General features: G+C 62.2%; 12 protein-coding genes. 8 read left to right on the plus strand and 4 right to left on the minus strand.

From position 1 onward, the window contains the following. Nucleotide 1: 1 nt before the first annotated feature. The 4 genes from fabA to C4J83_RS09510 all read right to left on the minus strand — a co-directional run bounded on the left by fabA (nucleotide 2) and on the right by C4J83_RS09510 (nucleotide 5716). Nucleotides 2–517 (minus strand): 3-hydroxyacyl-[acyl-carrier-protein] dehydratase FabA, encoded by a 516-nt coding sequence (gene fabA / locus C4J83_RS09495; RefSeq protein WP_003210552.1) that lies wholly within the window; start codon nucleotides 515–517, stop codon nucleotides 2–4. 249 nt (nucleotides 518–766) lie between these two features. Next, a complete protein-coding gene (locus C4J83_RS09500; RefSeq protein ID WP_119739576.1) occupies nucleotides 767–2668 on the minus strand; it encodes an ATP-binding protein in 1902 nt (633 codons plus the stop codon). Further along, on the minus strand, nucleotides 2665–3594 hold the full coding sequence (locus C4J83_RS09505; RefSeq protein ID WP_106576726.1) for an ABC transporter substrate-binding protein: 930 nt from the start codon (nucleotides 3592–3594) through the stop codon (nucleotides 2665–2667). The genes C4J83_RS09500 and C4J83_RS09505 overlap by 4 nt, the downstream gene beginning before the upstream one ends. Before the next feature lies 1 nt (nucleotide 3595). Further along, nucleotides 3596–5716, minus strand: a complete 2121-nt coding sequence (locus tag C4J83_RS09510; protein WP_372239294.1) for a TonB-dependent receptor plug domain-containing protein — start codon at nucleotides 5714–5716, stop codon at nucleotides 3596–3598. Between the two features lie 195 nt (nucleotides 5717–5911). Between C4J83_RS09510 and C4J83_RS09515 the strand changes: the two genes are divergently transcribed. The 8 genes from C4J83_RS09515 to C4J83_RS09560 all read left to right on the plus strand — a co-directional run bounded on the left by C4J83_RS09515 (nucleotide 5912) and on the right by C4J83_RS09560 (nucleotide 13693). Beyond that, nucleotides 5912–6937 (plus strand): NAD(P)H-dependent glycerol-3-phosphate dehydrogenase, encoded by a 1026-nt coding sequence (locus C4J83_RS09515; RefSeq protein WP_106576724.1) that lies wholly within the window; start codon nucleotides 5912–5914, stop codon nucleotides 6935–6937. Nucleotides 6938–6947: 10 nt separating this feature from the next. Then, nucleotides 6948–7295, plus strand: a complete 348-nt coding sequence (locus tag C4J83_RS09520; RefSeq protein WP_119739584.1) for a DUF4389 domain-containing protein — start codon at nucleotides 6948–6950, stop codon at nucleotides 7293–7295. After that, nucleotides 7292–7741: a phosphohistidine phosphatase SixA gene (gene sixA, locus C4J83_RS09525; protein WP_124416869.1), complete on the plus strand. Its 450-nt coding sequence runs from the start codon at nucleotides 7292–7294 to the stop codon at nucleotides 7739–7741. The genes C4J83_RS09520 and sixA overlap by 4 nt, the downstream gene beginning before the upstream one ends. Nucleotides 7742–8896: 1155 nt before the next feature. Then, nucleotides 8897–10546: an AMP-binding protein gene (locus tag C4J83_RS09540; RefSeq protein ID WP_124416871.1), complete on the plus strand. Its 1650-nt coding sequence runs from the start codon at nucleotides 8897–8899 to the stop codon at nucleotides 10544–10546. A gap of 30 nt (nucleotides 10547–10576) precedes the next feature. After that, nucleotides 10577–11020, plus strand: coding sequence for a hotdog fold thioesterase (locus tag C4J83_RS09545; RefSeq protein ID WP_106580684.1), 444 nt, complete (start codon nucleotides 10577–10579; stop codon nucleotides 11018–11020). 97 nt (nucleotides 11021–11117) lie between these two features. After that, entirely contained in the window at nucleotides 11118–11921 is an 804-nt protein-coding gene (locus tag C4J83_RS09550; protein ID WP_124416872.1) for an alpha/beta fold hydrolase, read from the plus strand. Then, the gene (locus C4J83_RS09555) at nucleotides 11918–12772 is read left to right on the plus strand and encodes an alpha/beta hydrolase (protein WP_106580682.1); all 855 of its coding nucleotides are present in this window, start codon (nucleotides 11918–11920) and stop codon (nucleotides 12770–12772) included. Before C4J83_RS09550 ends, C4J83_RS09555 begins: the two co-directional genes overlap by 4 nt. Before the next feature lie 102 nt (nucleotides 12773–12874). Then, nucleotides 12875–13693: a DUF4892 domain-containing protein gene (locus C4J83_RS09560; RefSeq protein ID WP_124416873.1), complete on the plus strand. Its 819-nt coding sequence runs from the start codon at nucleotides 12875–12877 to the stop codon at nucleotides 13691–13693. Nucleotides 13694–13697 lie beyond the last annotated feature (4 nt).

The raw sequence follows: 13697 nt of genomic DNA on the forward strand, positions 1-13697 counted from the left end.
CTTAAAAGTTGTCAGTGGAAGTGAATACGCCGACCCGAAGGCCTTCGGCAGTATAGATCTCGCGACCGTCGACAGTGACCGAACCATCGGCGATTGCGAGGTTCAGCTTGCCCTTGAGGACGCGCTTGATTTGAATGTTGTAGGTGACTTTCTTGGCGGTCGGCAGGACCTGGCCGAAGAACTTCACTTCGCCCGAACCCAGTGCCCGGCCGCGGCCTGGCAGGCCTTGCCAGCCCAGGTAGAAGCCGACCAGTTGCCACATGGCGTCGAGGCCCAGGCAACCTGGCATGACAGGGTCGCCTTCGAAATGGCAGGCAAAGAACCACAGGTCAGGGGTGATATCCAGCTCGGCGACCAATTCACCTTTGCCGTACTTGCCACCCTCTTCGCTGATATGGGTGATGCGATCCACCATCAGCATGTTCGGGGCGGGCAGTTGCGCGTTACCTGGGCCGAACAGCTCGCCGCGACTGCAGCGCAGCAGGTCTTCCCGAGTAAAGGCGTTTTGTTTGGTCATGCGAGCTCCTCAATAATCCCATGCGGCAGGGTAGGGCAAATCTTCCCGAACCGAATGAAGCGTTCATGCCTCATGTCGGCAGCCTACACATAGACTATTGCGTTGTAGTGAAAGTCACAGCGTCAAGGCACTGAATGTACACTTGTTCACTGAAATTTTAAACCGAGCCTGTTTATAGGCCCGTTCGGGTGCCTAAGACTGCCGCACTTTCGTGTTTCACGCCAGTCGCAGTTGGTTGATGGCGCAGCGCTATTGCACCCAACGTTGCAGTATTTGCTGCAAATCCGTGCGTTTGAACGGCTTGGCCAGGTAATCGTTCATTCCGGCTGCCAAACAGGCCTCGCGATCGCCCTGCAACGCGTTGGCGGTGAGCGCGATAATCGGCAGATTGGCGCAGCCGGGCAGTTGGCGAATCTGGCGGGTGGCTTCATAGCCGTCGATCAGCGGCAAGCGGCAATCCATCAGGATGGCAGTGAATATCAGGCTCTCGGCACTGCGGATCGCCTCGGCGCCGTCGGTGGCCAGGCTCACTTCAAAACCCAGGCTGCGCAACATGGCTTCGACCACGGTGCGGTTGACCGGGTTGTCTTCCACCAGCAACACATGGCGGCCGTCACCGGCGCTGGTTTTGCCTTCCGCGCGCAGGTCGATGGTCGGCAGGCTTTGCTGGTCGATGGCCAGCGGGATTTCCAGGGTAAACACCGAGCCTCGGCCTTCCTCGCTCTGGGCGCGCAGCGTGCCGCCCATGCGTTCGGCGAGGGTGCGGGCGATCGGCAAGCCCAGTCCGGTACCGCCGTAACGTCTTGAAATGGAACTGTCCGCCTGCTGGAACGCGTCGAACATCAGTTCAAGACGCTCGGCGGAAATGCCGATGCCGCTGTCGCGCACGGTGCATGTAAACCAGACCAATTCATGGTCGAGGGTTTGCCAGTGAGGCTCGACGGTGACGGTGCCATGCTCGGTGAACTTCAGCGCGTTGCCGATCAGGTTCACCAGGATCTGCCGGATACGCGTCGGATCGCCCTGCACTCGCAAGGACTCCATGCCCGCCGGAATCGGCAACGCCAGCGCCAGGCCGCGCTGCTGGGCGCTGTGCTGGAAGGCCTGGGCGCAGCTGCTGATCAGGTCCGCCAGATTGAACGGGATATGCTCCAGCTCCAACGCGGCGCGCTCGATGCGCGAGAAGTCGAGGATGTCGTTGATCACCTTGAGCAAGTGCTCGGTGGACTCGGAGGCCAGCGCCGCGTACTCGGTCTGCTCCTCGGTCATCTCGGTGGTTTCCAGCAGTTGCAACATGCCCAGCACGCCGTTCATGGGCGTGCGCAACTCGTGGCTCATCATTGCCAGGAAGTCCGATTTGGCATTGTTCGCGCGCTCGGCTTCTTCGCGGGTCTGGATCAACTGGGCCATGGCCTGGTGTTGCTCGCGGCTGGCCTGGTTGAGGCCCTCGGCGAGGTTGTTGATATGGCGCGACAGGTCTCCTAGCTCCGAGTCGTCGACGATCGGCAGCGGCGTCTTGTAGTCGCCTTGCTGGATCGCTTTGACCGCGTGGCCCATGGCGCTGATCGGCTGCGACAGGCTGGCGGCCAGGCGCCGTGCGAGCAGGAAGGTAAACAGCAGAGCGAACAGGGCGAGAATCCCGGCCTTGAACAGAATCTCCTGTTGGCGCTGGCTGAATGCGTCATTGGACATGCCGACAATTACCCGTCCCAGGTAATCTGCCCGCGGCGCCTTGGGTTCGTTGAGGTTGTCCTGGAAAAAGTCATTGCCCAGCTGGATATGTTGCAGACGGATCGGTGCCTGGAACACTTTCACCGACAGCGAATGGTCGTGCTTCTCCGACGGCTGTTCGACGTACAACAGGATTTTCTCGGTGCTGTCCTGAATTTCCAGAAAGCGCACGTGCGGGGTGGCCAGTGTCGCGCGCAGCAAGCTGTCGAGCACATCGATGTTGCCGGAAATGACGCCGTATTCGGTGGCGGGGGCCAGTTGGTTGGCGATCAGCTGGCCGGTGTGGTCCAGTTCCTGGCGCAGATCCTGAATACGCACGAAGGTAAAGAAGCTGATCAGCAGCAGGGTTAGCAACAGTGCCGGGCCCAATGTGATGAGCTGGGTGCGGGTGTTGATGTCCCAACGACGACGCAAGGTCATGGGCGTTTTTCTCCTTCGGCCAATCCGGCGGCGACGGCGACTTCGTCAACCTGTTCGATGCCCAGTGAGCGCGCGACTTGCGGGTTGCCCACGACTTTGAAGTGTTCCGGGTACAAGGTGCGTGGCCAACTGGCCGGCGGATGGTTCAGCAGTCGGTCGAGCACGTCGAGCCAGTCAGCCTGGTCGCTGTAGGTGCTGGCCAGGCTACCGGCCTTGACGAACCCGGCGTTGGGGCCTACCAACGGCAGTTGCTGGGCATAGCTGCTGAGCAACAGGTTCTTCACTGTTTTGGGGTTGTACAACTGCGGGTCGTCAAGGCCGAGCAACACATCACTGTTCTTGAACAGGTTCAGCAAGGGGCGACTGTCATTAATGTTGTCCCAGCGCTGCGGCACAATTTCCAGCCCCATGGGCGCCGCATACTGACGCAGCTCCTGCAGCATGAATTCACTGTCGATGCCGTAAAGCACGCCGATGCGTCGGTCTTGGGGCAGGATGCTGGCGATCAGCTTCAGCTGACGTTCCAGCGGCGGGTCGCTCCACAACAGGCTGATTCTGGCCGGATGTGTATTGCCCAGCCGCTGGCGGGCTTGCAGGCGGCTGATGCGCAGCACCAGGGTCGGCGGGCCCTGGGCATCCTGCAGGCGCCAGTCAAGACCGGGCAGGTCCAACAGGATCAGGCGGGTGCTGGCCGGCAACTGGCTGGGCGCCGGCAAGTCTTTGAGCGGGGTGAAGGTCACATGGTCGTCGGGGCGGCGCTGGGCAAGGGCCTGGACGAAGGCCTGGACGCCGGCACCGTCTTCGGCGGCGGTCAGCAGGATGTCGGCGCTCCACGCCGGCGCGGTCAGCAACAGGCACGCCAACAGCACGCCTCGCCGCCAGAGCCGGGAGAAAAACAGCAGGATCATCCGTGACTGATCGCCCATGTCAGAACTCTAACTCCGCGCTGAAGTAGAGCACGTGGCGACTGTCGTAATTGTTGTCGGCCCAGGTGGTGGGCTGGTTATCGAGGCGTTGTTGCAACATGCCGGCCAGCTCCACGTTGGCGTTGCCCAAGGCAATGCGCTTGGCCACCCGCAGGTCGACCCGTTCGAAGCGATACCTGTTGAGCGCGTCGTCGCCATAGTAGAACAACGCACTGGACCAGCCCTGGCCCCATTCACGCAGCCAGCCGGCCGAGCCGCTGTTGCGCGCGGTTTGTGCCTTGTCCAGCGGGTTGCTGGAAGCGGCGTCGACGTAAGCATAGGTCAGCCGCAGGCGGTCGGCGTTGCTCATGCGCCAGTCGAACTGCGACTCGGCGCCGGTAAACCGTGCGCTGTTGGCGTTGCTGGCAATGTATTGGTTGTTGCGCAGTGGCGAGCTGATCATGTCGGTGATTTCGTCGTAGAACAGTTTCACGTCGACATTCAGCCCAAGGTCGGCAAAGAAGCCGTTGTAGCCCAGCTCGCGCGAGCGCATCAACTCTTTATCGAGGTTGCCGGGGCCACGAGTTACCACAAAATATTGCCCGGAGTTTTGCCCATAGGTCGGGGAACTGAGGTTGGTGACGCGATAGCTCCAGTTGACGTTGTTCTCGAACATGTCCGGCGAGCGAATCGCCTCGGAATACACCGCGCGCAGGCCGTGGCGCGGGTTGATCAGGTAGTTGACCGCCACCCGCGGCGTCAGCGAGTTGCCGCTCAAGTGGGTGTCTTCGTACATCGCGCCGCCTTGCAGCAGCCAGTGTTCGCTGGCGCGCCATTCCAGGTGGCCGAACAGGCGCCAGGTGGTGTCGTCGAGGGTGCCGTTGAAGTAAGTGTCGGAATCGGCGCGGTCGTAGCGGTAATTCATGCCGCTGACCAGGCGCAGGCTGTCGGACAGGCTCAGGGTGTCCTGAAGCTCAATGTCATAGCGGCTTTCGCGGGTGCTTTGGTCGATATTGCCGCACACGCTCTGGCTGGCGCCCTGGCGCCACTGGTCCAGCACCTGGTTGCCGAGTGCTTGCTCGGCGGCGGTGCCGGACGGGGCCGTGCCCTTGCTGTAGATGTCCATGTGGCGGGCCAACTGTTCGGCATAGTTGGGGTTGAGCTGCCACAGTTGGGTCAGTTCCGGGCTGAACGACACCTTGGCGTCACAGGCTTTCCAGACCTGCTGGCGGTCCCATTGCTGGGCCGATCCCTGGATATACAGGCTGTGTTCGGGGTTGAACTCGACGTTCCAGCGCACGGAGCCGGCATAGTCCTTGGCCGTCACGTCGGAATTGGTGCCACCTTCGGTAATTCCGGCGAATACCGGGGTGTAGGTGTAAGGGCGCTGGTTGCTGCCTTCCTTGGCGTCGAGTTGCAAATCGATGCTCTGCTGCGCGTTCAGGGTCTGGCTCACCGCCAGGCTGAAACGGCTGAGGCGGCGGCTGTCACGGCGGTCGGCGCCGACGGCGTCGCTGTCAAAACCATCGTCCTGTTGCCCGGACATCGACAGGCGCAAGTCACCGGTTTCCCAGCCCATGCCCTGGCTGGCATAGAAGTCGTTGATCCCACGTTCGCCACGGATCACTTTGACCCGCGAACCGTGGCTGTTGGACGGCGAGCGCGTAAGGATATTGACCACCGCCATCAGCGCATTGGCGCCATAGCTGACTGTGTTGGGGCCGCGAAACACTTCGATACGCTCGATGTCTTCCATCGCCACCGGAATATCGCTCCAGTCCACCGTGGCCAGGCCCGCGCGGTACACCGAACGCCCATCGATCAACACCTGCATGCGCCGCGCATCGCTGGCGCTGGTGCCGTGGTAGTTCACCGCCGCCTGGTTGCCGGTGGTGTAGCCGACCATCATCCCCGGCACCAGGCGCAGCAGCTCGGCGATGTCCCGCGCGCCGCTGGCCTTGATCAGCTCGCTGTCGATCACGGTCATGCTGCCGGGCACGGCGGCGGCCGATTGCTTGAGGCGCGTGGCGGTCAGCACCTGTGGCAGCGGCTGACTGTCCAGAAACAGGTCATCAGCCACGGCAGGCACACTGCAAAACAGCATCAACAATAGAGATGAGCGAGGAGGAGGGCCCAGATACACGGCACGGCCTTGATAATTACGGATAGCCGCCCATGTTAACTGAGGTGGGGCCATTTGCCAGTCGTGGCCCGCGCAATTACTTCACACAACGGTGGCATTTTCCGACAAGCGCGGGAATTGATACGGGGGCTGGCCGCAAGCGGGTCGCCCCGTATAATGCCGCCATCGCCACTGGTATGGATTAACGGATTGCATATGACTGAACAGCGCCCTATTGCGGTCCTGGGAGGCGGAAGTTTTGGTACCGCCGTGGCAAACCTGCTGGCCGAGAACGGCCACGCGGTGCGCCAATGGATGCGCGATCCCGAGCAGGCCGAGGCCATCCGCGTGCATCGGGAAAACCCCCGTTACCTTAAAGGCATCAAGATTCATGCGGCGGTCGAACCGGTGACCGATCTGCTGGCCACGCTGACTGAATGTGACCTGTGCTTTGTCGCACTGCCTTCGAGCGCCTTGCGCTCAGTGCTGGCGCCTCATGCCGAGCGCCTGGCGGGCAAGCTGCTGGTGAGCCTGACCAAGGGCATCGAGGCGCACACCTTCAAGCTGATGAGCGAAATCCTCGAAGAGATCGCCCCTCAGGCGCGCATTGGCGTGCTGTCCGGGCCGAACCTGGCGCGGGAAGTCGCCGAGCACGCGCTGACGGCCACCGTGGTCGCCAGTGAAGATGAAGCGTTATGTGAACGCGTCCAGGCGGTGCTGCATGGCCGCACCTTCCGCGTCTACGCCAGCGGCGACCGTTTTGGTGTCGAACTGGGCGGGGCGCTGAAAAACGTCTACGCAATCATCGCCGGCATGGCCGTGGCCCTGGGCATGGGCGAGAACACCAAGAGCATGTTGATTACGCGCGCGCTGGCGGAGATGACCCGCTTTGCGGTGAACCAGGGCGCCAACCCGATGACTTTCCTGGGCCTGGCGGGCGTGGGTGATTTGATCGTGACCTGCTCGTCGCCGAAAAGCCGCAACTACCAGGTCGGTTTCGCGCTGGGCCAGGGCTTGAGCCTGGAAGACGCGGTCACACGCCTGGGCGAAGTGGCCGAAGGCGTCAACACGCTTAAAGTGTTGAAAGCCAAGGCTCAGGAGGTCGGCGTGTATATGCCGCTGGTCGCCGGGCTGCACGCGATCCTGTTTGAAGGGCGCACCTTGAACCAAGTCATCGAGTTGCTGATGCGCGCCGAGCCCAAGACCGATGTCGACTTTATTTCCACCAGTGGTTTTAACTGAGGAACGCGCCATGAACGATCCCAAAGCGGCCCCGAAATACGAGTCCATTCTCTTGCGTATCCTGTGGATGCTGGTGTTTGCCCTGGTGTGGCAGGTCGCGCAGTTCCTGCTGGGTGCGCTAGTGGTGGTGCAGTTGGTGTATCGCCTGGTCTACGGCGCGCCGAACCTGGGCTTGATGAACTTTGGCGACAGCCTCAGCCAGTTCCTTGCGCAGATCGGCCGTTTCGGCAGCTTTCACACCGAGCAGAAGCCCTGGCCGTTCGCCGATTGGCCGACCCCGCGTGCTCCTGAAGGCGAGGCCGCCCACAGCGTGCCGCCGGCGCCGCACCCGGTGCGTGATGAAGAGCCAAAGCTGTGAAGCTGTGGATTTTGCGTCACGGTGAAGCCGAAGGGCATGCGCGCACCGACGCCGAGCGCAACCTCACCGAGCATGGCCGCGGTGAAGTGTTGCGCAGCGTCGCGCACCTGATCGGCCAGCCGATCAGCGCCATCCTCGCCAGTCCGTATGTGCGTGCGCAGCAAACTGCACACTTGGTACGTGACGCGTTGGGGTTTGAGCCGCAGATTCGTACTGTGGCGTGGTTGACGCCTGACAGCAGTCCGTTGCAGGTATTGGAAAAGCTCGACACCGATGACAATGTGCTGCTGGTCAGCCATCAGCCGTTGGTGGGGAGCTTGATCAGCTTTTTGCAGCATGGGCATTTGCGTCAGCCGCAACCGATGCACACTGCCAGCCTTGCGGAGCTTGAGGGGGATTTTCCGTTGGCGGGGTTGATGAGTTTGGTTGGTGTTGAGAGTCCATAGGGTCGGGGGCATATCCGTTGCTGCGGTCACGGCCACTTAGGGTTCCGCTCTTACAGCGGGTCACTTTTGGCAAACGCCCCAAAAGTAACCAAAAGGTCTTTGCCCCACCACTCGGTGCCTCGCCTAGGCTCGGCATGCCCTCACTCCGGCTTGAATCCGTGGGCCGCCGCGACGGGCCATCCATGGCCCAACGCGGCTAACCCGGCGTCCTGCCGGGTTACCCACGGATTCAAACCTGCGTTCGGCCAGCGTGGTTGACGGGGCCTGTCAGATCAAGAGCAAGATCAAAAGCAGAGCACGGCGGCCTGAAAGCCGACCTGAGTGGTTGAAGCAAAAGCGGATCAAGAGCACAGCAACACACTTCTATCTGATGCACAGAGATCCAAATGTGTGAGCGGGCTTGCTCGCGAATGCGGTGGGTCAGTTAGCTCATGTGTAGCTGACACACCGCCTTCGCGAGCAAGCCCGCTCCCACAGTTTGACCGAGTACAGACCGCCAGCACCGCACTGCTTTTGCTTTTCTGTGGGAGCTGGCTTGCCTGCGATGCAGACAACTCGGTCCATCAGGCACACCCAGTTGATGCCATCGCAGGCAAGCCAGCTCCCACCTTTGATTGAGTTCAGCTTCCAAGATCAGGTCGGCTGTCAGGCCGCCTCGCCTTCGCTTTTGATCTAACCACTCAGGTCGGCTACCAGGCCGCCGTGCTCTGCTTTTGATCTTGATCTGCTTTTGATTTTGATCTTAGGCGCCCCGTTAAACCACGCTGGCCGAACGCAGGCTTGAATCCGTGGGTAATCCGGCAGGACGCCGGGTTAGCCGTGTTGGGCCATGGATGGCCCGTCACGGCGGCCCACGGATTCAAGCCTTCGTTCGGGCACACCGAAGCGTGAGCGAGGTGCCGAGTGGTGGGGCAAGAGCCCTTTGGTTACTTTGGGGCTTTTCCAAAGTGACCCGCCGTAAGGGCGGAACCCAAAGCGGCCATCACCCAACCAACGGATATGCCCCCAGCACCCCCAGCCCCCCCATAACCCCCCCCAAAAAAAACATGCAAAAACCCCGAGCCCCCTAAAATTAATCACCGCCAAGTGTGTGCTATACAGTCAACCAAGCAAGTGCTTGGTTGGCTATGGTCGGATCACAAAGGAGCGCGTCCCATGCCCGTCGCTTTTCGTTTGCCGTTGCAGGTCTTCTTCGAACGTGAAGCGCGACACCCGCGCAAACCCTTTCTGGTGCAACCCACCGGCGCCGGCGAGGTGCAGACCCTCACCTGGGGCGAGGTCGCCCACCAGGCCCGTTGCGCCGCGCATTGGCTGCGTGCCCGCGAGCTGCCGCAAGGCTCGCACATCGCGCTGATCTCAAAAAACTGCGCGCACTGGATCATCGCCGACCTCGCGATCTGGATGGCCGGGCATGTCTCGGTGCCGCTGTACCCCAACCTCACCGCCGACTCCGTTGCCCATGTGCTGACCCATTCCGAGGCGGCGCTGGTATTGATCGGCAAGCTGGACGACTGGCCTGCGATGGCGCCGGGTATCCCCGCCGGGCTGCCGACCATCAGCCTGCCCCTGTGCCCGGTCGGCGACTTCGATTACCGCTGGGCCGACCTGCAAGCCTGCTCGCCGATCCAGGACAATCCCGAACCTGGCGCCTCAAGCCTGGCTACCATCGTCTACACCTCCGGCACCACCGGCTTGCCCAAGGGCGTGATGCAAACCTTTGGCGCCCTGGGTTTTGCCGCCACCCGTGGCACCGAGTTGTTTGGCCTCGGGGAGGGCGACCGATTGCTGTCCTACCTGCCGCTGTGCCATGTGGCCGAGCGCATGTTCGTGGAACTGGCCTCGATCTACACCGGGCAAACCGTGTATTTCGCCGAGAGCCTCGATACCTTTCTGGCGGATCTGCGTCGGGCACGGCCAACGGCGCTGTTCGGGGTGCCGAGGATCTGGACCAAGTTCCAGATGGGCGTCTACAGCAAGATCCCGCAAAAGCGCCTCGACAGCCTGCTGCGCGTGCCATTTATCGGCAAGCGCGTCGGCCATAAGGTTCTTGCAGGGTTGGGCCTGGATGCCCTGCGCATTGCGTTGTCCGGGGCGGCGCCCGTGCCCGAAGCATTGCTGCGTTGGTATCAGCGCCTGGGGCTGGATGTGCTGGAGGTGTATGGCATGACCGAAAGCTGTGGCTATTCCCATGTGTGTCGGCCCGGCCAGCAGAGGCTCGGCTGGATCGGCCTGCCATGCCCTGGCGTTGAAGTGCGCATCGACACGTCGGGCGAGGTGCAGGTGCGCAGCGGCGCGACCATGCTCGGCTACTTCAAGGATCCGCAGAAAACCGCCGAGACCCTGACCGATGATGGCTTCCTGCGTACCGGCGACAAAGGCGAGCAGGATGCCGACGGCTGCCTGCGCCTGACCGGGCGGCTCAAGGAAATCTTCAAGACCAGCAAGGGCAAATACGTGGCCCCGGCACCGATTGAAAACCGCCTGGCCGAACATGCACGCATTGAGCAAGTGTGCGTGGTGGGCGATGGCCTGACTGCGCCGATCGGCCTGTGCGTGTTGTCCGCCGGACCTCAAGACCGACACGCCCTGGGCAGCAGCCTCGAACGCTGGCTGGAACAGGTCAACCAGGTACTGGATAAACATGAACGCTTGTGCCAGCTGGTGGTGGTAAAAGACAGTTGGGCGGTGGAAAACGGCTTTCTCACGCCGACCCTGAAGATCAAACGCACGGTGATCGAGTCGACCTACGGTGCCGAGCTTGCGGTTTGGAGCGCGCGCAACGAAGCCATTGTGTGGCAGGATTAAGGTCGTAATAAAACTAATAAGGACAACTTCATGAGCTTGTGGCGCACCCAACCGAATATCGAGCAACTCAACGCGATCCAGAAAAACACCATTGGTGAGCTGCTGGACATCCGCTTCGAAAGCTTCGACGACGAGTCCCTGACCGCCAGCATGGTGGTCGACCATCGCACCCACCAACCCTACGGCCTGCTGCACGGCGGTGCGTCGGTGGTGCTGGCTGAAAGCGTCGGGTCCATGGCGGCTTACCTGTGTATCGATGCCAGCAAGTTTTATTGCGTGGGCCTGGAGGTCAATGCCAACCACCTGCGCGGCGTGCGCAGCGGGCGCGTCACGGCGGTGGCCCGGGCGATCCATATCGGCCGGACCACTCAAGTGTGGGACATTCGCTTGACCAGCGATGAGGGCAAAGCCAGCTGCGTGTCGCGCCTGACCATGGCCGTGGTACCGCTGGGCGAGAACCCGCCGGCGCGATAGGCGTGGCGTGAGTGTCATCATTCCTGGCGGTTACAGTCATTGCTGTAACGGCCGGGCATGGTGACAATCAACTTCTGTTTTTGCAGATGGATCCGGTATGTCGCAGCACGTGTTTTTTGCCCACGCCAATGGCTTCCCTTCGGCCACTTACGGCAAGTTGTTTGCCGCCCTGGCCCCGGAATATGCCGTGGCTCACCTGCCGCAACACGGTCACGACCCCAGGTTTCCGGTGGACGACAACTGGCAGAACCTGGTGGACGAGTTGATCCACCATCTGCAGTTGCAGCCGGAACCGGTGTGGGGTGTGGGCCATTCCCTGGGCGGCGTGTTGCATTTGCACGCGGCCATGCGCTGTCCGCAGCTGTACCGCGGCGTGGTGATGCTCGATTCGCCGGTGCTGACCCGCGCTGACCGCTGGGTGATCCGTGCCGCCAAGCGGTTCGGCTTTATCGACCGCCTGACGCCGGCCGGGCGTACGCTGGGCCGCCGTGAAGAATTTACCGACCTGGAGGCGGCGCGCAGCTACTTTGCCGGCAAGACGCTGTTTCGCGGGTTCGACCCGGAATGCTTTGACGCGTACTTGCAACATGGCTTGCAACAGGTGGGCGACCGCCTGCGTCTGCGCTTTGATCCGGCCACTGAAATCAGCATCTACCGCGGCGTGCCTCACACCAGCCCTGGCCAGGTTCGTCAGCTGAAGGTGCCGTTGGCGGTGGTGCGCGGCCGCCAAAGCCGCGTGGTGATGCGCCACCATGCCAGCGGCGTCGACCGCCTGCCGATGGGCGAAATGCTCACCATGCCCGGCGGCCATATGTTTCCCCTCGAACGCCCGCAGGACACCGCGACCTTGATCAAGAACCTGTTTTCCCGCTGGGCAGCCCGCGAGCGCAGTTGCGCATGAGCATGCCCGTCGAAGAAGTCCGCCTGAGCCTGCCGCATATCGAGTTAGCGGCGCATCTGTTTGGTCCCGAAGACGGTTTGCCGGTGATCGCCCTGCATGGCTGGCTGGACAACGCCAACAGCTTTGCGCGGCTGGCGCCGAAGCTGCATGGTTTGCGTATCGTCGCGTTGGACATGGCCGGTCATGGGCATTCGGCGCACCGTCCTGTCGGCGCCGGTTATGCCCTGTGGGATTACGTCTTTGATGTACTGCAAGTCGCCGAACAGCTGGGCTGGAAACGTTTTGCATTACTTGGCCACTCCCTCGGCGCCATCGTCTCGCTGGTGTTGGCCGGCGCGTTGCCGGAGCGTGTCACGCACCTGGGGTTGATCGACGGCGTGGTCCCGCCCACCGCCGCGGGCGAGAGCGCCGCCGAGCGACTGGGCATGGCGCTGCAGGCGCAACTGAACCTGCAAGAGAAGCGCAAACCGGTCTACACCTCGCTGGATCGCGCCGTGGAAGCACGCATGAAAGGCGTGGTGGCGGTCAGTCGCGAAGCCGCCGAGCTGTTGGCCCAGCGCGGTTTGATGCCGGTGCCGGGAGGTTACACCTGGCGTACGGACAGTCGCCTGACGCTCGCCTCGCCGATGCGCCTGACCGATGAGCAGGCGATGGCTTTCGTGCGACGCGTGGGTTGCCCTACACAGTTGGTGGTCGCGGCTGACGGCATGCTGGCGAAACATCCAGAATTGCTTTCTCAGCTACCTTTTACGGTGAACACGCTGCCCGGCGGCCATCATTTACACCTTAATGATGAGCCCGGCGCGCTCCTTGTTGCAGACTGTTTCAATCGGTTCTTCCACGCGCCTTGACTTGACGCGGGCAACTGCCGAGGCTGGGCGGATTGAAAGGGAGTCAACCATGAACGCTATGAACACTGCTGCGACCTCCAATGGCCAGGGCTTACCGATCCGATGAGCCTGCGCAAAGGATGTATCCGTGCCCTCGGGCTGTGCTGTTTCAGCCCCTTGGTGTTCGCCGCGGACCTGCCGGGAAGCCAGGATTTACCGGCCGTGGCCCGTCAGGCCGATGCGCAAATCGTCGATTACCGCCCCGCTGAAGCAAAGGAACGCATCTACCCGATGGGCGCGATCCGCAAGATCAGCGGCCAACTGCGTTACGAAGGCCAAGCCACAGCGCGTGGCCAGACCACCGCCATCACCTATGAGCTGCCCGCCGAGCACACTTCAAGTGCCGCATTTACCGCGACGCGCGAAGCGTTGCAGGCCAAGGGCGCGCAGCTGTTGTTCTGGTGCCAGGCTCGCGATTGCGGCGAAAGCAGCCTGTGGGCCAACGAAGTGTTCGGCAACGCCAAACTGGTCGGCGCCGATGGGCAGCAGGAATACCTGCTGCTGCGTCTGGCGGCGCCGCAGGACAATTCCCTGGTAGCGCTGTACGGCATCACGCGCGGCAACCGTCGCGCCTATCTGCATGTTGAACAGCTCGATGCCAGCGCGCCGCTGGGGGACTTGCTGCCTACCTCGGCCACCTTGCTGCGTGAGTTGAAAAGCACCGGCGAACTGGACTTCCCAGCGTTGGGCGCCGAGCCCGACGCCACCTGGCTGACCCTGATTTCGCGTGGCTTGAACCTCGACGCCACCTTGCGCGTCAGCTTGACCGGGCCGACCGCCGAAGCCTGGCGCCAGGGCCTGATCGACAGCGGCGTACGCGCCGCGCGCATGGAAACCGGCACCGGTGACGCTAAGGGTTTGCACCTGCATCTGATACGCTGACCCG

The organism is Pseudomonas sp. LBUM920 (assembly GCF_003852315.1).
GTDB lineage: Bacteria > Pseudomonadota > Gammaproteobacteria > Pseudomonadales > Pseudomonadaceae > Aquipseudomonas.